Consider the following 24,049-nt stretch of genomic DNA (forward strand, 5'->3'; position numbering starts at 1 on the left):
CGACGGGGGGAGAGGGGCGCCGGGTACACTCACGCGTGAGTCCACTCACAAGAAGGATGACCCATGTCCGAGGAAAAAGAGACCGAAGTCACCCCCCGCTGGCATCACCTGGAGGCCGGGGATGCAATCGGGCAACTGGAGACCTCCGACCGTGAAGGTCTGACCACGGACGAGATCGAGCGCCGCCGCGCCGAATACGGTCCCAACCGTCTCCCGCCCCCCAAGACCCGTGGCCCCCTGGGCCGTTTCCTGGCCCAGTTCAACAACCTGCTCATCTACGTCCTGCTGGGCGCCGCGGTCATTACCGCCCTGCTGGGGCACTGGGTGGATACCGGCGTCATCCTGGCGGTGGTGCTGCTCAACTCCATCATCGGCTTCGTTCAGGAAGGCAAGGCGGAAAAGGCCCTGCAGGCGATCCGGGACATGCTCTCCCCCCATGCCGCGGTCATCCGGGGCGGCGAGCGCATGACCGTCGAGGCCGAGGCGCTGGTGCCCGGTGACCTTGTGTTGCTGGAATCCGGCGACAAGGTGCCCGCGGATCTGCGACTGATCAAGGTCAAGGGTCTACAGGTGCAGGAGGCGATGCTCACCGGCGAATCCGTCCCCGTGGACAAGTCCGTGGAGGCGGTCTCCGCCGAGGCCGATCTGGGGGATCAGACATCCATGGCCTTCTCCGGCACCCTGGTGACGGCGGGGCAGGCCACCGGCGTGGTGGTGGAAACCGGCGCCCGCACCCAGATCGGCCGCATCAGCACCCTGCTGTCCGACGTGGAATCCCTCACCACGCCGCTGCTGCGGGCCATGAATGTCTTTGCCCGCTGGCTGACGGTGGCCATCATCGGTCTGGCGGGCCTGGTGTTCGCCTTCGGCATGCTGGTATGGGACTACACTGCCGTGGAGATGTTCATGGCCTCCGTGGCCCTGGCGGTGGCGGCCATTCCCGAGGGGCTGCCCGCCATCCTCACCGTGACCCTGGCTATCGGCGTTCAGTTCATGGCCTCCCGCAACGCCATCATCCGTCGCCTGCCGGCGGTGGAAACCCTGGGTTCGGTCTCCATCATCTGTTCCGACAAGACCGGCACCCTGACCCGCAACGAGATGACGGTACGCTCCGTCGCCCTGGCCGGGCGGGACTACGAGATCACCGGGGTGGGTTACGATCCTCATGGTGGCTTCACCGTGGATGGCAAGGAGGTGGATCCGGCTGGAGAGGATCTGTTGCTGGAGGCCCTGCGGGCCATGGTGCTGTGCAACGACTCCCGTCTGCGAAAGAAGGATGGGCAGTGGCAGGTGGAGGGCGATCCCATGGAAGGGGCCTTGCTCACCGCCGGCATCAAGGCCGCCATGGACCCGGTCTTCGAACACAAGGACCGTCCCCGCACCGACATCATCCCCTTCGAGTCCGAACACCGCTTCATGGCCACCCTGAACCATGACCATGAAGGGCAGGGCATGATCTACGTGAAGGGCGCGCCCGAGCAGTTACTGGAAATGTGTTGCCGGGTGCGTACCACCGACGGCCCGGCAGCACTGGATCGGGACGCCTGGCTGGAACGGGTGGATGCCCTGGCGGCCCGGGGCGAGCGGGTGCTGGCCGTGGCCTGCATGCCGGCGGACCCGGGGCATCGGGAACTGAAATTCTCCGACGTGGAGGACGGCCTGGAACTGATCGGCCTGTTCGGACTCATCGACCCACCACGGGAGGAGGCCATCCAGGCGGTGGCCGACTGTCAGCAGGCAGGCATCCGGGTGAAGATGATTACCGGCGACCATGCCGGCACGGCACGGGCCATTGCCGGACAACTGGGCCTGGCCAATGGGGACAAGGTACTGACCGGCCGGGATCTGGATGCCATGGACGACGAGACCCTGCGCCGTACCGTGCCGGAGGTGGATGTGTTTGCCCGCACCACTCCCGAACACAAGCTGCGTCTGGTGCGTGCCCTGCAATGGCATGGCTATGTGGTGGCCATGACCGGCGATGGTGTCAACGATGCCCCGGCCCTCAAGCAGGCGGACGTGGGCGTGGCCATGGGACGCAACGGCACCGAGACCGCCAAGGAGGCATCGGAGATGGTGCTGGCGGACGATAACTTCGCCTCCATCGCCCACGCGGTGCGGGAGGGGCGCCGGGTCTATGACAACCTGAAGAAGGCCATCACCTTCCTGTTGCCCATCAACAGCGGTGAATCCGGCTCCATCGTCGCCGCCATCATGCTGGGCATGGCCCTGCCCATCACCCCCCTGCAGGTGTTGTGGGTGAACATGGTCAGTTCCGTGGCATTGGCCATGGCGCTGGCCTTCGAGCCGGCGGAGAAGAATGTCATGAAACGGCCGCCCCGGGCGCCGGGGGAGGCCATCCTGTCCCTGTTTCTGATCTGGCGTATCCTGTTCGTGTCGTTCCTGTTCCTGATCGGGATCTTCGGCATCTACCTGTGGTCGGTGCAGCAGGGCTATAGTGTGGAAATGGCCCGTACCCATGCGGTCAACACCCTGGTGGTGATGGAGATCTTCTATCTCCTGAGCGTGCGTTCCCTGCAGGTTACATCCCTGAGCTTCAAGGGGTTGATCGGGACCCGGGCCGTGCTCATCGCCATCCTGATCGTGGTGGCCCTGCAGCTGATGTTCACCTATGCGCCCTTCATGCAGTTCTTCTTCGACAGCGAGCCGGTGGGCCTGAAGGAATGGGGCGTCATTCTCGCCGTGGGCGTGGTGTTGTTCTTCATCCTGGAACTGGAGAAGGCGGTACGGAATCGAATCAACAATGAGTCCGGCCGCCGAACCGGGGCCGTCGGTTCATGATGAATGCCCCTGCCCCAAGGGGGGGGCGGGGACTTCCACGCGTCAATCCATCAAGAGGTACACCCATGGTCAGCAGGGTTCAGGATCGCAGTACGGTGGTTACCGGAGCCGGGAAGGGGATCGGTCGCACCATTGCACGGGTCTTCGCCGCCGAGGGGGCGCGCGTACTGGTCTCGGACCTGGATCTGGCCGCCGCCCGGGCCACGGTGGCCCTGATCGAGGAAGACGGTGGTCAGGCCGTGGCCTGTCAGGCGGACGTGAGCAAGCGTGCCGATGCGGAGGCCATGATCGGCGAAGCCATGTCCCATTTTGGTAGCGTGGATATCCTGGTGGCCAATGCGGGGATCTTCCCCTCGGCGACCATCGAGGACATGAGCGAGGCCGAATGGGACCGGGTCATGTCCGTGAACCTCAAGGGGGTGTTTTTCTGCGTCAAATCCGTCGCCTGGGCCATGCGGCGCCAGCAGAGCGGCCGCATCCTGCTCACGTCCTCCATCACCGGACCGATGACGGGCTTCCCCGGCTGGGCGCACTACGGTGCCAGCAAGGCGGGGATGCTGGGCTTCATGCGCTCGGCGGCCCTGGAATATGCCCGTGACAACGTCACCATCAATGCCGTGTTGCCCGGCAACATCCGCACCGAGGGTCTCAAGGATGTGGGGCCGGAATACCTGCGCCGGATGGAGGCCTCCATCCCCATGGGGTATCTGGGAGAGCCGGAAGACGTGGCTTGGGCCATGCTGTTCCTGGCCTCGGAGGAAGCGCGCTATATCACCGGTCAGACCCTGGTGGTGGACGGCGGCCAGACCCTGCCGGAATCGGCGCTGGCGCTGGATTGAGCCGGTCCCGCCATGCGGTTGTCGTTCATGGGCAGGCGTGGCGCGCCAAAAGTCCCGGCTCGGCGGCGGGCCGGGGGAGGGCGTTCCGGTCCGGTCTGTCGACTGCCGGGTCCGATGGACGTGCTGATGTGGCGACTCATGGTCGTCATGTCCGTCATCGCTCTCCTCGGCGCCCTCGCCATCCTGTACTTTCTTCTGGCGGGTTGATCCGGCTGGCTGGGCGGATCAGCAAGTCCGGGCTGGGATTCCTGGAGTAAAGGAGGTACAATCCGGCGCTTGAAACGAAAACGGCCCGCATTGAGCGGGCCGTTCATCGAAATCAAGTTGGTGCCGAGGAGAGGACTTGAACCTCCACGGGGTCTCCCCCACTAATACCTGAAACTAGCGCGTCTACCAATTCCGCCACCTCGGCAATCCCAGTGAGAAGCGTGTTGCTCTTGCGTCTCAACTGAAGGCGCTATGATAGTACCCGCCGGAGGGGTTGTCAACACCTCCGCCAGAAAAAATTTTGATCGGCCAGTACATGACAAAAAAGAAAAAAAGTTTGCCCCAGGACCCCCACTTCGATCGCGAAGCCCGCAAGTACGAACGTCCCATTCCCAGTCGGGAACTCATCCTGCAGGTGGTCGACCACTCGGATGGTCCCATCGGCTTTGATCCCCTGGCCCGCCGTCTGGGGCTGGAAGAAGAGGTGGACCAGGAAGCCCTTCGCCGTCGCCTGCGGGCCATGGAGCGGGATGGCCAACTGGTCTGCAACCGTGCCGGCGGCTGGTTGCCGGTCAATCAGTCCGACCTGGTTCGCGGCCGGGTCGTCGGTCACCCGGATGGCTTCGGCTTCCTGGTCCCGGATGAACCGGGCGAGGACCTGTTCCTCTCTCCCCGTCAGATGAGTGCCCTCATGCATGGCGACCGGGCGGTGGCCCGGGTCATCGGCATTGACCGCCGCGGACGCCGGGAGGGGGCCATCATCGAGGTGCTGGAGCGCAATACCGAGACGGTGGTGGGCCGCCTGGCCATGGAAGGCGGGATCGGTTTTGTGGCCCCCGACAATAAGCGCATGCCCCAGGACATCCTGGTTCCGCCGGAATACATGGGCGAGGCCCGGCCCGGCCAGATCGTCACGGTTCGGATCAAGGAGCAGCCCACCAAGCGTACCCGTGCCATCGGTGAGGTCATCGAGGTGCTTGGAGAGCACATGGCCCCCGGCATGGAAATCGACATTGCCGTGCGCGCCCATGGTCTGCCGTTCGAATGGCCCGAAGTGGTGCAGGAGGCGGTGAAGGGGTTTTCCGATCAGGTGCCGGAAGAGGCGAAGGAATGGCGCCTGGATCTGCGCGACATGCCGCTGGTGACCATCGACGGGGAAGACTCCAGAGACTTCGACGATGCTGTCTATTGCGAATCCCTCGGCCGTCGCGGCTACAAGCTCTGGGTGGCCATCGCCGACGTGGCTTTCTATGTACGGCCGGGCGATCCTCTGGACATGGAGGCCCGTCACCGGGGCACGTCCGTCTATTTCCCCGAGCGGGTCATCCCCATGTTGCCGGAGGTGCTGTCCAACGGCTTGTGCTCCCTGAATCCGGAAGTGGATCGCCTTTGTCTGGCCTGCGAGATGACCATCAACTCCCGCGGACGCATCAAGGATGCCAAGTTCCATCAGGCGGTGATGCGTTCCCATGCCCGCCTCACCTACACCGAGGTGGCCGAGATCCTGGTGGAGCGCAAGGCCGATGCCATCCGCCGTCGCGAATCCCTGGTGCCTCACCTGGAAAACCTCTACGGCCTCTACAAGCTGTTGCGCAAGGCCCGGGACACCCGGGGCACGGTGGATTTCGAGACCACCGAGACCCGCATCCTCTTCGGCGAGGATCGCAAGATCGAGCGCATCGTGGCCTATGAGCGCAACGACGCCCACAAGATCATCGAAGAGTGCATGATTGCCGCCAACGTGGCCACGGCCGGGTTCCTCAAGCGTAAGCGCATGCCCACCCTGTACCGGGTGCATGAAGGACCCAAGCCCGCCAAGCTGGAGGACCTGCGTCGCTTCCTGGGTGAACTGGGTCTGTCCCTGCGCGGGGGTGACGAACCCACGCCGGCGGATTTCTCGGCCCTGCTGGAGCAGGTGAAGGCTCGGCCCGATGCCCGGCTGGTGCAGACCGCGCTGCTGCGATCCCTGTCCCAGGCGGTCTACGCCCCGGACAACCTGGGGCATTTCGGTCTGGCCCACGAGGAATACCTGCACTTCACCTCGCCCATCCGGCGTTACCCGGACCTGCTGGTACACCGGGCCATTCATCATGTGCTGGACGGCGGCAAGCCCAAGGACTTCTGCTACGCCCACATCGACATGGTGGCCCTGGGCGAAAGCTGCTCCATGCGGGAGCGGCGGGCGGACGAGGCCTCCTGGGACGTGACCGCCTGGCTCAAGTGCGAGTACATGCTGGACAAGGTGGGCGAGGTGTTCGACGGGGTGGTGACCAGCGTCACTTCCTTTGGTCTGTTCATCGAACTCAAGGACATCTATGTGGAAGGTCTGGTGCATGTCACCAGTCTGTCCAACGACTATTACCACTTCGATCCGGCGGGGCATCGCCTGAGCGGCGAGCGTAGCGGTCGGGTGTATCGTCTGGGGGATCCGGTACGGGTCAAGGTGGCCCGGGTGGATCTGGATGAGCGCAAGATCGATTTTGTGCCGGAGGAGGTGGGTCCCGGGGAGAAGCGTGGCCGGGGAGACGGTGGCGAGGGCCGCAAGTCGGGCCGCGGTCGACGGCGCAAGAGTCGCGGACAGGAAGCGGAGACGCCCGCTGACCCGGTCGAGGCCGCCGTGCCGCCCTCCGAACCGAAAAAGGCCGGCAAGCGCTCCAGTGGGAAGACCGCCAAGGTCGCGTCGGAACCAAATGGGGCACAGGTCGAGGCCGACGGGAAGGCCCGGTCTTCCCGTCGCCGTCGCCGCAGCCGTCAGGGGTGAAGCATGGCTGCCAATGACAATGTCTTCGGGTTGCATGCGGTGGATGCCCTGCTGCGTCGCAGCCCCGCCCGGGTGCGTGAACTTCGCGTTCAGGAAGGGCGGGTGGACGGGCGCATGCAGGCGCTGCTGGACCTGGCCGCCCAGGCCCGGGTGAGTGTCCGGCGGGTAGCCCGGCGGGAGCTGGATGCCCTGGCCGGCGATGCCCGCCACCAGGGGGTCATCGCCACGGTGGAGCCGGTGGCCGCTCTGGGAGAGCGGGATCTGCCCGATCTTCTCATGGGGCTGGAGGGCAGCGACGCGGCGCCCTTGCTGCTGGTGCTGGACGGGGTGACCGACCCCCATAACCTGGGGGCCTGTCTGCGCACCGCGGACGGGGCGGGCGTCACGGCCGTGATTGCTCCCCGGGATCGGGCCGCCGGCCTGACCCCGGTGGTGCGCAAGGTGGCTTCGGGCGCCGCCGAAAGCGTGCCTTTCATCCAGGTCACCAACCTGGCGCGTACCCTGGACCTGCTCAAGGAGTTCAACATCTGGATTGTGGGAACCAGTGGCGAGGCTTCCGGAGAACTCTATGACGCCGACCTCACCGGGCCCACCGCCCTGGTGCTGGGGGCCGAAGGCAAGGGCATGCGGCGGCTGACCATGGAGCGATGTGACGCCCTGGTCCGGTTGCCCATGCTGGGGCAGGTGGAGAGCCTGAACGTGTCGGTGGCGTCGGGGGTGTGCCTGTACGAGGCGGTGCGGCAGCGTCGGATTGCTTCCACCGCCCCGAACGGCTAAGATTCCGCTCTTTTCCGAGGTGTTCCCGGAGATCCACCTTGCCTCACCGCTGGTCGGGAGGCTGTCACCCGCAAGGAAATCTGAAGATGCGTCATTACGAAATCGTATTCATGGTCCATCCGGACCAGAGTGAACAGGTCCCCGCCATGATGGAGCGCTATCGCGGCATCATCGAAGGGGCCGAGGGCGAGATCCATCGCCTGGAAGACTGGGGCCGCCGTCAGCTGGCCTATCCGATCCAGAAGCTGCACAAGGCCCACTACGTGCTGATGAACGTGGAGTGCCCGGAAAGCGCCCTGGAAGAACTGGTCAGTGCCTTCCGCTTCAACGACGCCGTGATCCGTCACCTGGTGATGCGCATGGAGCGTGCCTTCACCGAAGTCTCCCCCCTGGCCAAGAACCGGGACGACGATGACAGCAGCACGTCCTCTTCCTTCTCCGACGACGGCGATGACGACGATTCCGATGATGATCGTCCGTCCGCCGCGTCGAACTGAGCCACTGTTCACCTGATTCATTCCGAGGATAGACCATGTCCCGTTTCTTCCGTCGTCGCAAGTATTGCCGTTTCAGTGCCGAAGGGGTCGAGTTCATCGACTACAAGGATCTGAACACCCTGAAGAACTACGTCGCCGAGACCGGCAAGATCGTGCCCAGCCGCATCACCGGCACCAGCGCCCGTTATCAGCGCCAGCTGGCCACCGCCATCAAGCGCGCCCGCTTCCTGGCCCTGCTGCCGTACTCCGACAACCACTGAGGACGTCAGACATCCGCGCCCCTGGGCGCGGGTGCATGAAACCATGAGGCAACTGGCATCATTCATCATGCAAAGCCGGCTGCGGGCCGTGACCGCGACCGTCGGCTTTGGCGTGATCGGCCTGCTGATCCCGCCCCTGGCGCTGGTCAGCAGTGCCGCCGTGGCCCTGGTGACCCTGCGCGTGGGGCCGCAACAGGCCCTGGCGGTAGTGGCTCTGGCCGCGGTGGTGGTGGGTCTGATCGGTTGGGTTGCCGGCCTGTCGCCGGTGGTGGGTCTGGTGACCGCCCTGGTGCAATGGGTACCGGCCCTGGCCCTGGCCACCGTGCTGCGAAGCACCGTGTCATGGGCCGCCACGCTGGTCACCGGTATTGCCATCGGCTGTGGTGTGGTGCTGATGTTGCACCTGTCCGTGCCCGACATCACGCAGATGTGGTACTCGGTGTTGCAGCAGACCGTCGGTCCCTTGTTCGATCAGTCCGGCATGACGACCCTGGAGCGGGAAGAGGCCTTCAGGCAGGCCGCGGCGGTGATGACGGGCATGCTGGCCGCCGTCTCCCTGCTGGCGCTGTCGCTCTCCCTGGTGCTGGCCCGCTACTGGCAGTCGGTGCTCTACAACCCCGGCGGTTTTGCCCAGGAGTTTCATCAGCTGAGCATGGGCCGGGTTCCGGCCATCCTGCTGCTGGTGCTGCTGGTGCTGGGGCTGTTTGCCGGCATGACCCTGATGTTCGAGTTGTCCCTGGTGTTTCTGGCCGCCTTTTTCCTGCACGGGCTGGCGGTGATTCACGGGATCAATCGCAAGCTGAACCTGAGCCGCCTCTGGTTGGTGATGACCTATGTGGTGATGGCCTTTGCCTTGCCGCAGATGATGGTCGTCCTGGCCACGTTGGGGATGGTGGACAGCTTCGTGGATCTTCGTGGACGGATCGCGCATGCGGGTAATGACGCCCCCTGATGCCTGCGCATCCCGTGCCTCCCGGCAGATAACGTATTTGATCTTTGACTGAGGTATAGACCGATGGAAGTGATTCTTCTCGAAAAGGTGGAAAACCTGGGAAGCCTGGGCGACAAGGTGCGCGTGCGCCCCGGTTACGCCCGTAACTACCTGCTGCCCAAGGGCAAGGCCAAGTTCGCCACCGAGGCGAACATCGCCGAGTTTGAGGCCCGCCGCGCGGAACTGGAAAAGGCCGCCGCTCAGGCCCTGGCCGCTGCTCAGGCCCGTCAGGCCAAGCTGGAAGCCATGACCCTGACCATCAACGCCCGTGCCGGCAGCGAAGGCAAGCTGTTCGGTTCCGTCGGCACCAACGACATCGCCGATGCCGCCAAGGCCGCCGGCGTGGAGCTGGAAAAGCGCGAAGTGCGCCTGCCCGAAGGCCCGTTGCGTCATGCCGGTGAGTTCGAAGTGGCCGTGCACCTGCACACCGACGTCAACGCCACCGTGAAGGTGGTTGTGGTGGGCGTGGAAGAGTAATGCCGCCCCGCCCGCGGGGCTTCATGCCCCGCGGGACCCATGCCGGAACCGGTCCGGGTCCGGGGTGATCAAGACAGTTCCCCATGTCTGTCGTCACGTCCAGTGGTGTCCTGACCATGCCCGAAAAGCCCCGCGCCGCCGCGTCCCGCAACGGGACCGAAGCCCTCAAGATTCCCCCTCATTCGATCGAAGCCGAGCAGGCCGTGCTCGGTGGCCTGATGCTGGAAAACGATGCCTGGGACACGGTCTCCGACCATGTGGCCGAGGTGGATTTCTATCGTCATGATCATCGTCTGATTTTCCGTACCATCGCCGAGCTGGCGAACCGGCAGGCCCCCTTCGACGTGGTGACCATCTCCGAGCGCCTGGAGGCACACGGCGAGCTGGAGGAGGCCGGTGGCCTGGCCTATCTGGGCCTGCTGGCCAAGGACACCCCCAGTGCCGCCAATATCCGGGCCTACGCGGACATCGTGCGCGAGCGTTCGGTACTGCGTCAGCTCATCAGTGTGGGCACGGAGATCGCCGACAGCGGTTTCAATGCCCAGGGCCGGGAGAGCCGGGAACTGCTGGACGAGGCGGAGCGGCGGGTATTCGAGATTGCCGAGCAGGGCGCGCGCAATCGTCAGGGTTTTCGCGGCATGCGTACCCTGCTCAAGTCCACCGTGGAGCACATCGAGCTGCTTTTCGAGCGGGACAATCCCATCACCGGCCTGTCCACGGGCTATGACGATTTCGACGAGATGACCTCCGGTCTGCAGGCAGGGGATCTGGTGATCGTGGCGGGACGCCCGTCAATGGGCAAGTGCATCATGGCCGGGTCCAGGCTGGTCGATCCGCAAACCGGCGCCTTGGTAACCATCGATGATCGGGTGGCTCGCCGTCAGGCGGATTTGCTGACCCTGGGGGAGGATTTTCGCCTGCGCAAGGGGCAGGCCACGGCTTTCGTGGATGACGGCATCAAGCCTGTCTACCGGGTCCGGACCGCCAGTGGGCGCGAGATTTCCACAACCCTGACCCACCCCTTCCTCACCGGATCGGGTTGGCGGCCGTTGGGGGAGATTCAAGTGGGGGAGAAGGTCGCGGTGCCCCGCTGTATTCCAGTGTTTGGGAAGACATGGATGCCGAGTCATGAAGTGAAGACACTGGCGTATTTTATCGGTGATGGGGGTACCACCCAGACATGCCCGATTTTTACCAACACGAGCCCTCGCCTGCGTGAAGATTTTACTGATGCAGTGAGTGGTTTTGCCGGTATGACTTGCAAACTCATCGCCGATATGACCCGTGCTCCCTCCATGCGTGTCAGTCGTGATCGGGATTATCTGATTCAGGCACGGGCACGTTTTGCTTCTGCCCTGAGACGTGTGCAGTCCGATTTTGAAATCACCGGGGATTACCTGGCCCGAGTTTTGGGGGTTAGCAAGGCCACGGTCAGTTATTGGCGATCCGGGCAGTCCATGCCCGTGGGTACCCACTTCGAACGCTTGTGTGATGTGTTGTCCTTGTCACCCGCGGATCTTGGTGTGGATGCTCATGAACATGTCTCGAAAAACAGCCCTAATCCGGTGCGCCGCTTTCTTGAAAGACATGGTGTATGGGGGTGCTCGGCGCTGGAAAAGGATATCCCTAGCGTCATTTATACCCTGGAACGAGATTCCTTGGCCCTGTTCATCAATCGTCTGTTTGCCTGCGATGGCAGCGCCTTTGTTCAGGCCAATGGGCAGGGGCGTATCAGCTATGCCTCTTCCAGTCCTCTTCTGGTCCGGGGGCTACAGCACTTGCTGCTTCGGTTCGGTATTCTGAGCAAGGTGCGGATCAAGAAAAACGCCTATCCGAGGTTACGGCGTTCACCCATGGAACTGGAGATCCTGGATCAGGAAAGCCTGCGTCGTTTCATTCGTGAGATCGGCATCTTCGGCAAGGAAGTTGCCTTGGCGAAGTTGGATGCGCTGTTGGCGAACAAGCGTCCGCACACCAATCTGGATACATTGCCTCTGAGTGTGAATACCTATGTGCTGGCTAGAAAGGGTGAAAAGAGCTGGCGTGAATGGCATCAGCAGGCAGGGCTGGAATGCCCGCCCGGTTTCAACCCTCACCTGGCGGGCAGGGGGAGCAGAGGAATTTCCCGTGTCCGCGCCGGGCGGTTGGCGAGGATTCTTGATGATGGCTATTTGGCTAGTCTGTCAACTTCAGATATTTACTGGGATGAAGTCGTCTCCATCGACTATCAGGGTGAACATCAGGTCTATGACCTGACGGTAGAGGGTACGCACAACTTCATTGCCGAGGATTTTTGTGTCCATAACACCACCTTCGCGATGAATATCGCCGAATATGCGGCGCTGAAGCAGAAGTCGCCGGTGGCGGTGTTCAGTATGGAAATGCCCGGCGAGCAACTGTCCATGCGTCTGCTCTCCTCGCTGGGAAGAATCAATCAGCAGCGTCTGCGTACCGGGCGTCTGGAAGATGACGACTGGCCGCGTTTTTCCAGTGCCGTGTCCATGCTGTCCGAGGCACAGCTGTATATCGACGACAGTCCGGCGCTGTCTCCTTCCGATCTGCGTTCCCGCTGCCGCCGGCTGATGCGAGAGCACAAGCAGCTCAGCCTCATTGTGGTGGACTACCTGCAGCTGATGCAGGTACCCGGCAGTTCGGAGAACCGAACCAACGAGATTTCCGAGATCTCCCGCGGCCTCAAGGCCCTGGCCAAGGAAATGGGGGTCCCCGTGATCGCCCTTTCCCAGCTCAATCGAGGTCTGGAGCAGCGTCCCAACAAACGCCCGGTGATGTCGGATCTGCGTGAGTGCGTGACCGGAGACACTCTGGTCATGCTGGCTGACGGCACCCGGGTGCCCATCGCCGATCTTGCAGGTAGAACCCCTGAGGTGATTTCCGTGGATGCCCGGGGACACATGCAACCTGCGGCGACGGACCTCGTCTGGCCCGTGGGACGACGGCAGGTACTGAAAATTAGCCTGGCCAGCGGTCGTACCATACGTTGTACCCCCGATCATCGTCTGCTTGGTCTGTGGGATTGGAAACAGAGCCGGGACCTGAATTTGGGAGATTATCTTGCCGTATCCAGGCAGGTGCTTGAGGAATCTGGAAAATCCGTCAGATCCGATGACCTGCCTAGGGAGGTTGAAAGTTACATCAGCGACCAGATGCGCATTAAAGAATTGACGCGAACCGAGCTTCTCCAGCAAGACGAGCGCCTCAGACTCATCGCCAATGAAGAATTATTCTGGGATCGGGTGGTGGCGGTGGAGCCGGCGGGAGAGGAGGATGTGTTCGATCTGACCGTGCCCGGCAATGCCTGCTGGCTGGCCGACGGGATTGTCAGTCATAACTCCGGCGCCATCGAACAGGATGCGGACCTCATCGTCTTCATCTACCGGGATGAGGTCTACCACGATGACAGTCCGGACAAGGGCACGGCGGAGATCATCATCGCCAAGCAGCGTAATGGCCCCATCGGCACCGTGCGACTGACCTTCCTGGGGCAGTACACCCGCTTCGAAAATTATGTGCCCGAAATCTACTCCAATGAGGGTTTCTAGTGAGAAGAACCGCCTCGGCGCGCCTGTGTCTTGGCCACCTGTCGGCCAATCTGGCCCGGGTCCGGGAAGCGGCTCCCGATAGCCGCGTCATGGCCGTGATCAAGGCCGAGGCCTATGGCCACGGCATGCTCAGGGTGGCCGAATCTCTGGCCCCCCGGGTGGATGCCCTGGCGGTCTCCTGCCTTGACGAGGCCGCCGCCCTGCGCGAGGCCGGTCACCATCAACCCATTCTCGCCCTGCAGGGCTTCAAGGACGAACGGGATCTGCGCGCCGCCTCCCAACTCGACGTGGCCGTGACCGTGCACGAGGACAGTCAGCTGCGCCTGCTGACGGCCACCCGCCTGCATCGTCCGGTACGGGTCTGGCTGAAACTGGATACCGGCATGGGACGCCTGGGGTTCGCCCCGTCGCGGGCCGCCGAGCTGGTGGCCGCGCTGACTTCGGACCCCAATGTAACGGCGGTGCCCGGGCTGATGACCCACCTGGCCTGTGCCGACGCGCCGGAGCGCCCGGAAAACGCCGCCCAGCTGGCCCGATTCGAGGCCGCCACCCGGCATCTGCCCGGCGAGCGCAGCCTGGCCAACTCCGCCGCCATCCTGGCCTTGCCCGATGCCCATGCCGACTGGGTTCGTCCCGGCATCATGCTCTACGGGGGCTCGCCGCTGGCGGACCAATCCGCCGCCGGCCTGGGTCTGCGTCCGGTGATGACCTTGAGTACCCGGCTGATTGCCATTCATGCCCTGGCCCCGGGAGAGGCCGTGGGTTACGGCGCCACCTGGCGCAGCGAGCGGCCCACCCGGGTGGGGGTGGCGGCCATCGGTTATGCCGACGGCTATCCCCGTCACGCACCCAACGGCACGCCGGTACTGGTGCGGGGACAGCGGGTACCCCTCATCGGTCGTGTTTCCATGGACATGATCACCCTGGATCTGACCGATCTGGAGACGGTCCAGGTGGGGGATGTGGTCACGCTATGGGGCGAGGGGCTGCCGGTGGATGAAGTGGCGACGGCGGCACGGACCATCAGCTATGATCTGCTCTGTCGCGTGCATGATCGGGTACAGGTGGTGACCGGGTAGGGGGATACCGTATCTGTCGTATCCGCCCGGTGAGGATCAGCAGCGGAAGTCTTGGGAGTCAATGGAAGAGACGATGGAAAAGGCGGCTTCACACAACGACAGCACCTATATCGCCCGGCAGCCCATCTATAACCGTCAACTGGGCGTGTATGCCTACGAGTTGTTGTTCCGCTCCGCCTCCAGCCTGCGGTCGGCCACCGGTAGTGATGCGGCGACGTCCCATGTCATTCTGAGCGTCTTTGGCGAGATCGGCCTGGATACCCTCGTCGGTTCCCGCCTGGCCGCCATCAACATGACGCCGCGCCTGTTGCGGGAACTGGAATCCCTGAACGTGCCCGCCGGGCGTCTGATCGTGGATCTGCCTCCGGATCTGCCGGGGGATGAGGCAACCCTGGAAACCCTCAAAAGGCTGGCCGGCAGGGGCTACATCCTGGCTCTGGACGATTATGCGCCCGGCGGGCCCCATGACCGCCTCCTGTCCATGGTGCATCAAGTGAAGGTGGATACGGCCCGACTCAAGCCGGACGACCTGAGGTCCGTTCACAGACAGATTGCCCGCCATGACGTGAGTATCGTCGCTGAAAAGGTGGAATCCCTGGAGGACTACGAATTTCTTCGTGATCTGGGGTTCCACTATTTCCAGGGCTATTTTCTCAGTCGTCCGCGGCTATTCAGGGCGGTCGGGCTGGAGGCAGGCAAGCTGACGGTACTGCGCCTGCTGGCCGGCCTGCAGGACCCGACCCTGGATGTCCATCAGTTGCAGCATCTCGTTGCCCAGGATGCCGGACTGGCGGTCAAGCTGCTGCGGTTGATCAACTCGCCGTTCTTTGGCCTGAGCCGGGAAGTGGACTCCCTGGCCCGGGCCATCCTGATCCTGGGTCGTCGCAAACTGGCCACCTGGGCCTGCATGCTGGTGATCCGCGGCCTGGAGGATCGACCGGCGGGACTGGTGCAACTGGCCCTGGAGCGGGCCGCCCTGTGCGAGCGTCTGGCCAAGCGCACTGGCAGGGGGCCGGTGGAAAATTATTTCACCTGTGGACTGTTCTCCGCCCTGGACCTGATCATGGAGCGACCGCTGGAGCAGATCATTCCGCCGCTGCCCCTGGGGGATGCGGTCAAGGCGGCGCTGCTTCGGGGGGAAGGCGAGATGGCCGAGGTGCTGGCCTGTGCCGGGGCCTGCGAGCGGGGCGATATCGAGGCGGCGGGTTTTGCCGGACTGTCCGCCCGGGACATCAGTGAAGTGATGCTGGAAGCAGGCCGATGGGCGGATGAGGTGCTGTCCGTCTCCCTGACGGGAAAGCCCAGGCATTGACACTTCGCAACCGTTTTTTCAGAATCGAAATGATCCCTTGCCCCGGGGCCGGCACCTGCCGAGTCCCGATGTTTTCGGGCAAGCGGACAGCGCCGATTTGATTCCAGCTTGCGGGCGCTCAAGAAATACGGCTAAAGCGGGTGACGACCTGCTTTGGCGGGTCTTTTTCTTTGCCCGACGGGGCGGGTGTTACAGGAGTGCCCATGTCCCATCCTCTGGATACCTCCGGTTCCCGTGATCCCGGTTTCGATACCCTGGCCATTCGCGCCGGTCAGACCCGCACGGCGGAACAGGAACATTCCGATCCCATCTTCGCCACCTCCAGCTTCGTCTTTGCCAGTGCCGCCGAGGCGGCGGCCCGGTTTGCCGGCGAAACGCCCGGCAACATCTATGCACGGTTCACCAATCCCACGGTGCGCGCCTTCCAGGACCGACTGGCCGCGCTGGAAGGCGGAGAGGCCTGCGTGGCCACGGCCTCCGGCATGTCGGCGATCCTGTCCACCTGCCTGTCCCTGCTCCGGGCGGGGGACCACATCATCTCGTCCCGGTCCGTGTTCGGCTCCACCACCAACCTGTTCAGCAATTACCTCACCCGCTTCGGCATCGAGGTGAGCTATGTGCCCCTGTCGGACCTGGAGGCCTGGGCGCGAGCCTTACGCCCCAATACCCGGATGCTGTTCGCCGAGACCCCCTCCAATCCGCTCACCGAACTGGTAGACATCCGTGCCCTGGCGGAACTGGCCCATACCCACGACTGCTTGCTGGCGGTGGACAACTGTTTCTGCACCCCGGTGCTGCAACGCCCGCTGAGCCTGGGGGCGGACCTGGTGATTCACTCCGCCACCAAATACCTGGATGGCCAGGGACGCTGCGTGGGCGGCGCCGTGGTCGGGGATGGCGAACGGGTGGGCAAGGAGATCTTTGGTTTCCTGCGTACCGCCGGGCCCACCATGAGTCCCTTCAACGCCTGGGTCTTCCACAAGGGCCTGGAAACCCTGCCCCTGCGCATGCGGGCCCATAGCGCATCCGCCCTGACCCTGGCCCACTGGCTGGAAAAGCATCCGGCAGTGGAGAAGGTGCACTATCCCGGTCTGGCCTCCCATCCCCAGCATGCCTTGGCCGCCCGCCAGCAGGCCGCTTTCGGCGGTATCGTCGCCTTCGAGGTGAAGGGGGGCAGGGAGGCGGCCTGGCGGGTGATCGACAGCACCCGGATGCTGTCCATCACCGCCAACCTGGGGGATGCCAAGACCACGATCACGCATCCGGCCACCACCACCCACGGGCGCATCACGCCGGAGCAACGGGTGGAGCAGGGCATTCGCGAAGGATTGGTGCGGATGGCGGTGGGTCTGGAAGATCCGGCGGATATCCAGGCCGATCTGTCCCGGGGTCTGGACAGCCTGTGCTGAGATGAGACCGCCACTGTTCGCCGATGCGTGATCGAGACTGCCTGCTGTACTGTTTCCATGCCGCCCTGGAGGCGGTCCACGGCGGCACGGTGGTTCGTCGGGCACTGGGGCGTCTGAAGGGACGGGACCCCATCCATCTGGTGGCCATCGGCAAGGCCGCTGCCGCCATGGCGGAAGGTGCGCGAGCGATCCTGGGAGAACGTCTGGTCCGCGCGCTGGTCATCACGCGGCATGGTCATGCCGATCCCCGGCTGTCGCGGGATCAGCGTTTCATCTGTCTGCAGGCCGATCATCCCCTGCCGGGGGCCGATAGTCTGCTGGCGGGCGGCCGATTGGTGGATTTCATCCGGTTGACCCCCGAGCAGGGGCATATGGTCTTTCTCATCAGTGGCGGGACCTCCTCTCTGGTGGAGGTGCTGCCGCCGGGGGCTGGGCTGGGAGAATTGCAACGGGTCAACGGTTGGTTGCTGGGCTCCGGTCTGGACATCCTGGCCATGAACCGGGTGCGCGCCGCCATCTCCTGCATCAAGGGCGGGCGCCTGCGAAGCCATTTGGGGCAGCGCCGCGCCGAGGCCTATCTGATTTCGGATGTGCCCGGGGATGATCCGGCGGTGATCGGCTCCGGTCTGCTGGTGCCGCCTTCAGTGGCCCGCCCTCTGCCCGAGCTGCCGCCGGGCATCCGTGAGTGGGTGACCGCGATGGCGGCCCGGGTGCCGGATTGCACCGATACATCGGGAGTGGCCGTCCCGGTCCATGTGGTCGCCACGTTGCGGGATGCCTGTCGGGCTGCCGCGGCCGCGGCCGAACGCTGCGGCATGAATGTGACACTGCATGGGGAATTCCTCCGCGGAGAGGCTGCGCCCTGCGGCGAGCGCCTGGCCCGGGAGCTGCTGGCCGGCCCGCCGGGCATCCATATCTGGGGCGGCGAAACCACGGTCATCCTGCCGGCCGATCCGGGGCTGGGCGGACGCAACCAGCACCTGGCGCTGGCGGCGGCCCGGGTGCTGGCGGGGCATCCCGGCACGGCCCTGCTGGCCGCCGGCACCGATGGTTCCGACGGCAATACCCGGGCGGCCGGCGCCCTGGTGGATGCCGGCACGGTGGCCCGCGCCGGTGCGCTGGGGCTGGACGTAGAACAGGCCCTGGCCGGTGCCGCTGCCCATGTGCTGCTCAAGGCCTGCGGTGATCTGGTGACCACAGGGCCGACGGGCACCAATGTGATGGACCTGGTGATCGGTATCAGGCAATCTTGACGGATTATTGACGATGTCATGCAGCGGCCGCATCTGCCGTGCCTTGGCGCTTCCCGTTCCCGTCCCCAGGCCTGACAGGCATGAACAAGACTCCCACCGTTCCGACCGCTGCGGATCCCTCCACGCTGGAAGACTGGACACACATGCTGCGGGAACAGGAGATGCCGATCTTCTCCAGTACCGTTCAGACCATCCACGATATCATCGGGGATGAGAGGAAGGGCGCCATGGATCTGGCGACCGCCATTCTTCAGGACCCCAACCTGACCGCCAAGCTGCTCAAACTGAGCAACAGTCTCTATTACAACCCTTATCGCAAGAAGATCGTGACGGTCAGTCGCGCCATCGTCATCCTGGGCATCGACGTGATCCGCGAACTGGTGCTGGCTTGTTCGTTTTTTGAGGCCATCCTCTCCCCCCGTAACAAACGCCGGGCCCATGAGGAGATCGCCCAGGCCATTCATGCCGCCGTACATGCCAAGGCGATCGCCGTCGCCGCGGGCGATGATTATCCCGAGGAGGTGTTCATTGCGGCCCTGTTGCAGAATATCGGGCGTATCGCCTTCTGGTGTTTCTGCCGGGAGCAGGGAGAACGTCTGGAAGCGTTGTTGGCCGACGGCCATATTCCCCAGGATGCGGCGGAGCGTCAGGTGCTGGGTTTCAAGCTATCGGAACTGGATGTGTCCCTGTGCAGGAGCTGGAATCTGAAGGGCTTGATCGAAGAGGCCATTCGCAAGCATCCGCAGGTCATGGATCCCCGGATGCGTATCGTCAATCTGGGCTGCGAGGTGGTCGGTGTCCTGAAGGAGAAAGCCGATCCGAAGTCCTATGATGCCTGTCTGGAACGAATCACCGCGATCACCGGACAGACACGGGATGAGGTCAAACAAAGTCTGCGGACCCATACCGATGCGGCCGCCCATATTGCCCGTCAGTTCGGGGCCGTGGAGGCTGCGGAGCTGATCCAGCGCAAGGCGCGCCGGTTTGCGGAGGAAGCGTCCACGGCCATCGCGGCGGTGCCGGACCGCAAGGAACTGCAGTTTCAGATCCTGCAGGAGATTTCGGGGATTCTCAGTAGCGGCATGCTGGATATCAGTTTTCTGCTGGAGATGGTTCTGGAGGGTATACAGCGCGGCATCGGGATGGATCGAACCATGTTTGCGGTGCTCTCTCCCGACCGTGCGACGTTGCGGGAGAAAGTGGCGTTGGGCTGGCGCAGGGACAGCCCGTTGCAGACCATTGCCTTCCCTCTGATTCAGTCACCACCCAATCTGTTTCAGCAGGCCCTCGACAGCCGCGAGGGTGACTGGATCTCCTCGGATCATGACGGCCGATTGCGTACCGCCCATGATGTGGCGGTGGTGGGCAGGCATCCCTGTTTTCTCATGTCGATGTATTCCGAGGACAAACCCATCGGGCTGATCTACTGTGATCGCGCCTATACGGGCCAGCCGCTGACCGAGGAGGATTTCCGTGCCTTTCGGCATTTCGTGCAGCAGGCCAATATCGGTTTTGCCCTGTACCGTCTGCAGGGGCGATAGCGGTCGCAATCCTCACAGGGTACCCAGCGACATCCCGTCCGGGCGGCACACCAGCAGTCCCCCTGTGTCGTACCAGTCGTGCAGCACAATGCGGCGGGCAGGGTGGCCGTCCAGATCGAGATCATGGATGGCGGGGCGGTGGGTGTGGCCGTGGATCAGGGTGTAGACACCATGGCGGCGCAGGGCATCTTCCACGGCACGGCTGTTCACGTCGGTGATCTCCGCGGACTTGCCGCGGGTGGATGAGCGGCTACGGGCCCTGGCCTCTTCCGCCTCGGCATGGCGCTGGGGCAGGGGACGGGCCAGGAACGCGGCCTGCCACTTCGGATCCCGAACCATGGCGCGAAAGGCCATATAGTCCACGTCGTCGGTGCACAGGCTGTCGCCGTGCATGATCAGGGTGGGGGTACCATAGAGGTCTACCACCGTCTCCGTGTCCAGCAGCCGGCAGCCGCAGCGCCGGGCAAAGGCCTCGCCCACCAGGAAATCCCGGTTGCCGTGAACGAAGTACAGGGGCATGCCCCGGTTGCTCAGTGACTTGAGCAGGTCGAAGGCCTGTTTCAGATGTTCCGCCGGGTCATCGTCGCCCACCCAGTACTCGAACAGGTCGCCCAGGATGTAAAGGGCGTCCGCACCGGGTACGCGGGTTTGCAGAAAACCTTCGAAGAGCCGCAGGCTGTGTGGACGATCCTTGTCCAGATGCAGATCCGAGATGAATAACGTCTCGCTCACAGCCGTGGGGTCACTCGGCGCTGACGCGGGTCATGATGACGGGTTCCCGGGGGACATCCTGATGCATGCCATGGTTGCCGGTGGGCACGGCAACGATGCTTTCCACCACGTCCATGCCTTCCACCACCTTGCCGAATACGGCATAGCCCCAGCCCTGGGGCGTCTCGGCGGTGAAGTCCAGGAAACGGTTGTGCTGGACATTGATGAAGAACTGGGCCGTGGCGGAATGGGGATTGGGGGTACGGGCCATGGCCACGGTGCCCACTTCGTTGCTCAGGCCGTTGTTGGCCTCGTTGCGGATCGGGTCCTTGGTGGGCTTTTGCTGCATGTCCTGGGTGAAGCCGCCACCCTGGACCATGAAGCCGGGGATCACCCGGTGGAAGATGGTGCCGTCATAGAAGCCGTCATTGGCATAGGCCAGGAAGTTGGCGACGGTCTCGGGGGCCTTGTCGGCGTAGAGTTCAAGGACGATGGTGCCCTTGGTGGTCTCGATGGTGACCCTGGGGGCAGTGTTTTCGGCCATGACTTGAGTTCCCATGGTTGCAGACAGCAGGGTGAGGCTAAGGGCAAGCTGTCGAATCATTGATTTCATTGGTGGATGTCCGTCGGTGATACCGGTTGACGATCCGTGATGATAGCCGCTGGCGCCCGGACGGGCAAAGCCCGGGGTGATGGCCCCGTATCCATCGGCTTGGTAAGATCAATCCTCTGACGAACCAGAGACAGAATCCTCGATGCTCCATATCTACAACACCCTCACCCGTCGCAAGGACCCGTTCCAGTCCATGGAACCCGGCAAGGTGCGCATGTATGTCTGCGGCATGACGGTGTATGACTACTGTCACCTGGGCCATGCCCGGGTGCTGGTGGTGTTCGATGTGGTCTACCGCTACCTCAAGGCGCTGGGCTATGAGGTGACCTATGTGCGCAACATCACGGACATCGATGACAAGATCATCCGCCGAGCGGCGGAAAACGGTGAATCCATCGAGGCCCTGACCGACCGTTTCATCCAGGCCATGCACGAGGACGCCGATGCCCTGGGGGTGGCGCGTCCCAGCTTCGAGCCACGGGCCACGGCCCACATCCACGACATCCTGCACATGATCGGCACCCTGCTCAGGCGGGGCTTTGCCTATGTGGGGGATAACGGGGACGTGTATTACAGCGTCTCCCTGTTCGATGGGTACGGCAAGTTGTCGGGCAAGCGGATTGAGGATCTGCGGGCGGGCGAGCGGGTGGCGCCGGACGAGTCCAAGCGGGATCCGCTGGATTTCGTGCTCTGGAAGGCGGCCAAGCCCGGCGAGCCGGCCTGGGACTCGCCCTGGGGACCGGGGCGGCCCGGCTGGCATATCGAATGCTCGGCCATGTCCACCCATTATCTGGGACATCATTTCGACATCCATGGGGGCGGGCAGGATCTGCAGTTCCCCCACCATGAGAACGAGATCGCCCAGAGCGAGGCGGCCTCCTGCGAACACTATGTGAATTACTGGATGCACAACGGTTTCGTGCGGGTGAACGAGGAGAAGATGTCCAAGTCCCTGGGCAATTTCTTCACCGTGCGCCAGGTGCTGGCGCATTACCGGCCCGAGGAGGTGCGGTATTTCATCCTGGGCAGTCACTATCGTAGCCCGCTCAACTACAGTGACGAGCCGCTCAACAATGCCCGTGCCGCCCTGAACCGTCTGTACACCGCCTTGCGGGGGGTGGCGCCGCTGCCGTCGGAAGGGGAGGGGGCGCCGTTCCGGAGCCGGTTCGATGCCGCCATGCAGGATGACTTCAACACGCCGGTGGCGTTGTCGGTGCTGTTCGACATCGCCCATGAGGTGAACCGTCTGCGGGACAGTCAGCCGGAAGCGGCGGGGCGTCTGGCCGGATTGCTTCGAGAAATGGGCGGGGTGCTGGGGATTCTGGGGTCGGACCCGGATGCCTATCTGCAGGGAGGGGCCGGCGAGGGACCGGACGAGGCCGAGATTCAGACCCTGATTGAGGCCCGTCTGGAGGCCCGTCGGCGCAAGGATTTTGCCGAGGCGGACCGGATTCGGGATGTCCTCAAGGAACAGGGCGTGGTACTGGAGGATGGCCCGGGCGGCACCACCTGGCGTCGCGGCTGAGGGAACGGTTCCGGCGCTGAGCCGGTGTCCGGCTTCCCCCTCATCCCCGGCCCTTCTCCCCGAGGGGAGAAGGGAGGGTTTGCCGGGTGTGGCGCGGTTCAAGCCCCTCTCCCCTTGCGGGAGAGGGGTTGGGGTGAGGGGACAGGTTCAGGGCAAGAAACAGCTGGCCACCCGCTCCGCGTCCTCGCAGGCCTGCAGGGTGTTCTTCATCAGCATCGCCACCGTCATCGGCCCCACGCCGCCGGGGACCGGGGTGATCCAGGCGGCCCGTTCCGCCGCCGCATCAAATTCCACGTCTCCCGCCAGGCTGCCGTCCTCCAGCCGGTTGATGCCCACGTCGATCACGGTGGCCCCCGGCTTGATCCAGTCCCCGCGCACCAGCCCCGGCTTGCCCGCCGCGGCCACCACGATGTCCGCGCGTCCCACATGCTCCGGGGTGTCGACGCTGAAGCGATGGCAGACGGTGACCGTGGCCCCCGCCAGCATCAGTTCCAGGGCCATGGGGCGGCCGACGATGTTGGAGGCGCCCACGATCACCGCATGACGGCCCTTGTAGGTTTCCCCTGTGGTTTCCAGCAGTCGCAGCACGCCATAGGGGGTGCAAGGCCGCAGGCGTGGCAGGCGCAGGGCCAGTCGACCCATGTTATAGGGATGAAAGCCATCCACGTCCTTGGCCGGGTCCATGCGCTCCACCACTTGCTCGGTGTCGATGTGTCCGGGCAAGGGCTGTTGGACCAGGATACCGTCCACGGTGGGGTCGGCATTGAGTTCATCGATCACGTCCAGCAGGTCTCCCAGGGAGATGTTGTCCGGCAGGTCGACGGAGCGGGATTCCATGCCGATGGCTTCGCAGGTGCGGCGTTTGTTGCGGACATAGACATGGGAAGCCGGGTCGTCTCCCACCAGCACCACGGCCAGCCCGGGGGCCCGCTTGCCCGCGGCAAGACGGGCTTCCACCGCTTGGCGGACTTCCTGTTGAACGGTCTGGGCAATGGCGCGGCCATCGATGAGTCGGGCGGGCATGGGCGAGGTCCTGACTGAGGGGGGGAACGGATGTCTCTGGAACGGGAGGTATTTTCCCACCGAATGTCCTGATCGTCCAATCCCGGGGGTCATCGCTAATGGTTGATGGTTGCGGTAGGCTTTGCATCCTTGTGGAGCGTCTGGTAGAGTCAAGACCAAGTCCAGAAATCATGCCCCCATGACCGATCCGCGCGCACAACATGGTGTGATCCAGGCGCCGCCCTCCAGGAGCGGCGCCTGGATGCGTGCGTCCCGCATTGCCCGTCTGCTATCCCTGCTGCGACTGCCGCGCTAGCGGCACACTCTCTCACGCCTGGCGAGGCCAAACGCGTTCGCTGATCCCATGACATCCGCCCCAGGCCGGGTGCGGGTCATGTAGAATTTCCCCCAGAGAGCAAGCGCCCGGACCCCT

At 63.9% G+C, this 24,049-nt stretch carries 18 protein-coding genes and 1 tRNA gene; 15 read left to right on the forward strand and 4 right to left on the reverse strand.

Going from position 1 to position 24,049, the window contains the following annotated elements; translation table 11 throughout:
- Positions 1-63: 63 nt before the first annotated feature.
- The gene (locus ECTPHS_RS00430) at positions 64-2,802 is read left to right on the forward strand and encodes a cation-transporting P-type ATPase (protein WP_008930689.1); all 2,739 of its coding nucleotides are present in this window, start codon (positions 64-66) and stop codon (positions 2,800-2,802) included.
- A 65-nt stretch (positions 2,803-2,867) separates the two neighbouring features.
- Positions 2,868-3,641, forward strand: coding sequence for a 3-oxoacyl-ACP reductase FabG (fabG, locus tag ECTPHS_RS00435; RefSeq protein ID WP_008930690.1), 774 nt, complete (start codon positions 2,868-2,870; stop codon positions 3,639-3,641).
- A gap of 325 nt (positions 3,642-3,966) precedes the next feature.
- Here the strand turns inward: fabG and ECTPHS_RS00440 are convergent.
- Positions 3,967-4,053, reverse strand: a tRNA-Leu gene (locus ECTPHS_RS00440).
- A gap of 111 nt (positions 4,054-4,164) precedes the next feature.
- Between ECTPHS_RS00440 and rnr the strand changes: the two genes are divergently transcribed.
- The 12 genes from rnr (at position 4,165) to ECTPHS_RS00500 (ending at position 19,765) form a co-directional block, all read left to right on the forward strand.
- Complete coding sequence (rnr, locus tag ECTPHS_RS00445) at positions 4,165-6,609, forward strand: ribonuclease R (RefSeq protein WP_040404635.1); 2,445 nt, start codon at positions 4,165-4,167, stop codon at positions 6,607-6,609.
- A gap of 3 nt (positions 6,610-6,612) precedes the next feature.
- Positions 6,613-7,386, forward strand: coding sequence for a 23S rRNA (guanosine(2251)-2'-O)-methyltransferase RlmB (rlmB, locus tag ECTPHS_RS00450; protein WP_008930693.1), 774 nt, complete (start codon positions 6,613-6,615; stop codon positions 7,384-7,386).
- An 86-nt stretch (positions 7,387-7,472) separates the two neighbouring features.
- Positions 7,473-7,883, forward strand: a complete 411-nt coding sequence (rpsF, locus tag ECTPHS_RS00455) for a 30S ribosomal protein S6 (RefSeq protein ID WP_008930694.1) — start codon at positions 7,473-7,475, stop codon at positions 7,881-7,883.
- Between the two features lie 35 nt (positions 7,884-7,918).
- On the forward strand, positions 7,919-8,143 hold the full coding sequence (rpsR, locus tag ECTPHS_RS00460) for a 30S ribosomal protein S18 (RefSeq protein ID WP_008930695.1): 225 nt from the start codon (positions 7,919-7,921) through the stop codon (positions 8,141-8,143).
- A gap of 67 nt (positions 8,144-8,210) precedes the next feature.
- Positions 8,211-9,095, forward strand: coding sequence for a DUF2232 domain-containing protein (locus ECTPHS_RS00465; protein WP_246828283.1), 885 nt, complete (start codon positions 8,211-8,213; stop codon positions 9,093-9,095).
- 63 nt (positions 9,096-9,158) lie between these two features.
- A complete protein-coding gene (gene rplI, locus ECTPHS_RS00470; RefSeq protein WP_008930697.1) occupies positions 9,159-9,611 on the forward strand; it encodes a 50S ribosomal protein L9 in 453 nt (150 codons plus the stop codon).
- A gap of 116 nt (positions 9,612-9,727) precedes the next feature.
- Positions 9,728-13,171, forward strand: coding sequence for a replicative DNA helicase (gene dnaB / locus ECTPHS_RS00475; protein ID WP_008930698.1), 3,444 nt, complete (start codon positions 9,728-9,730; stop codon positions 13,169-13,171).
- Positions 13,171-14,250, forward strand: a complete 1,080-nt coding sequence (gene alr / locus ECTPHS_RS00480) for an alanine racemase (RefSeq protein ID WP_083838723.1) — start codon at positions 13,171-13,173, stop codon at positions 14,248-14,250. The genes dnaB and alr overlap by 1 nt, the downstream gene beginning before the upstream one ends.
- Positions 14,251-14,311: 61 nt before the next feature.
- Positions 14,312-15,562 (forward strand): EAL and HDOD domain-containing protein, encoded by a 1,251-nt coding sequence (locus ECTPHS_RS00485; RefSeq protein WP_008930700.1) that lies wholly within the window; start codon positions 14,312-14,314, stop codon positions 15,560-15,562.
- Positions 15,563-15,765: 203 nt separating this feature from the next.
- A complete protein-coding gene (locus tag ECTPHS_RS00490; protein ID WP_008930701.1) occupies positions 15,766-16,971 on the forward strand; it encodes an O-succinylhomoserine sulfhydrylase in 1,206 nt (401 codons plus the stop codon).
- A 23-nt stretch (positions 16,972-16,994) separates the two neighbouring features.
- The gene (locus ECTPHS_RS00495) at positions 16,995-18,224 is read left to right on the forward strand and encodes a glycerate kinase (RefSeq protein ID WP_008930702.1); all 1,230 of its coding nucleotides are present in this window, start codon (positions 16,995-16,997) and stop codon (positions 18,222-18,224) included.
- A gap of 80 nt (positions 18,225-18,304) precedes the next feature.
- A complete protein-coding gene (locus ECTPHS_RS00500) occupies positions 18,305-19,765 on the forward strand; it encodes an HDOD domain-containing protein (protein WP_210386873.1) in 1,461 nt (486 codons plus the stop codon).
- Positions 19,766-19,777: 12 nt separating this feature from the next.
- Here the strand turns inward: ECTPHS_RS00500 and ECTPHS_RS00505 are convergent, their stop codons facing one another.
- Both ECTPHS_RS00505 and ECTPHS_RS00510 read right to left on the reverse strand, forming a co-directional pair.
- The gene (locus tag ECTPHS_RS00505; protein WP_008930704.1) at positions 19,778-20,497 is read right to left on the reverse strand and encodes a UDP-2,3-diacylglucosamine diphosphatase; all 720 of its coding nucleotides are present in this window, start codon (positions 20,495-20,497) and stop codon (positions 19,778-19,780) included.
- 10 nt (positions 20,498-20,507) lie between these two features.
- Positions 20,508-21,080, reverse strand: a complete 573-nt coding sequence (locus ECTPHS_RS00510) for a peptidylprolyl isomerase (RefSeq protein ID WP_050814174.1) — start codon at positions 21,078-21,080, stop codon at positions 20,508-20,510.
- A 151-nt stretch (positions 21,081-21,231) separates the two neighbouring features.
- Between ECTPHS_RS00510 and cysS the strand changes: the two genes are divergently transcribed.
- Positions 21,232-22,614: a cysteine--tRNA ligase gene (gene cysS, locus ECTPHS_RS00515; protein WP_008930706.1), complete on the forward strand. Its 1,383-nt coding sequence runs from the start codon at positions 21,232-21,234 to the stop codon at positions 22,612-22,614.
- Between the two features lie 147 nt (positions 22,615-22,761).
- Here the strand turns inward: cysS and folD are convergent, their stop codons facing one another.
- The gene (gene folD / locus ECTPHS_RS00520) at positions 22,762-23,637 is read right to left on the reverse strand and encodes a bifunctional methylenetetrahydrofolate dehydrogenase/methenyltetrahydrofolate cyclohydrolase FolD (protein WP_008930707.1); all 876 of its coding nucleotides are present in this window, start codon (positions 23,635-23,637) and stop codon (positions 22,762-22,764) included.
- Between the last annotated feature and the right edge of the window lie 412 nt (positions 23,638-24,049).

Origin of the sequence: Ectothiorhodospira sp. PHS-1, from assembly GCF_000225005.1 — a bacterium.
Lineage (GTDB): Bacteria > Pseudomonadota > Gammaproteobacteria > Ectothiorhodospirales > Ectothiorhodospiraceae > Ectothiorhodospira.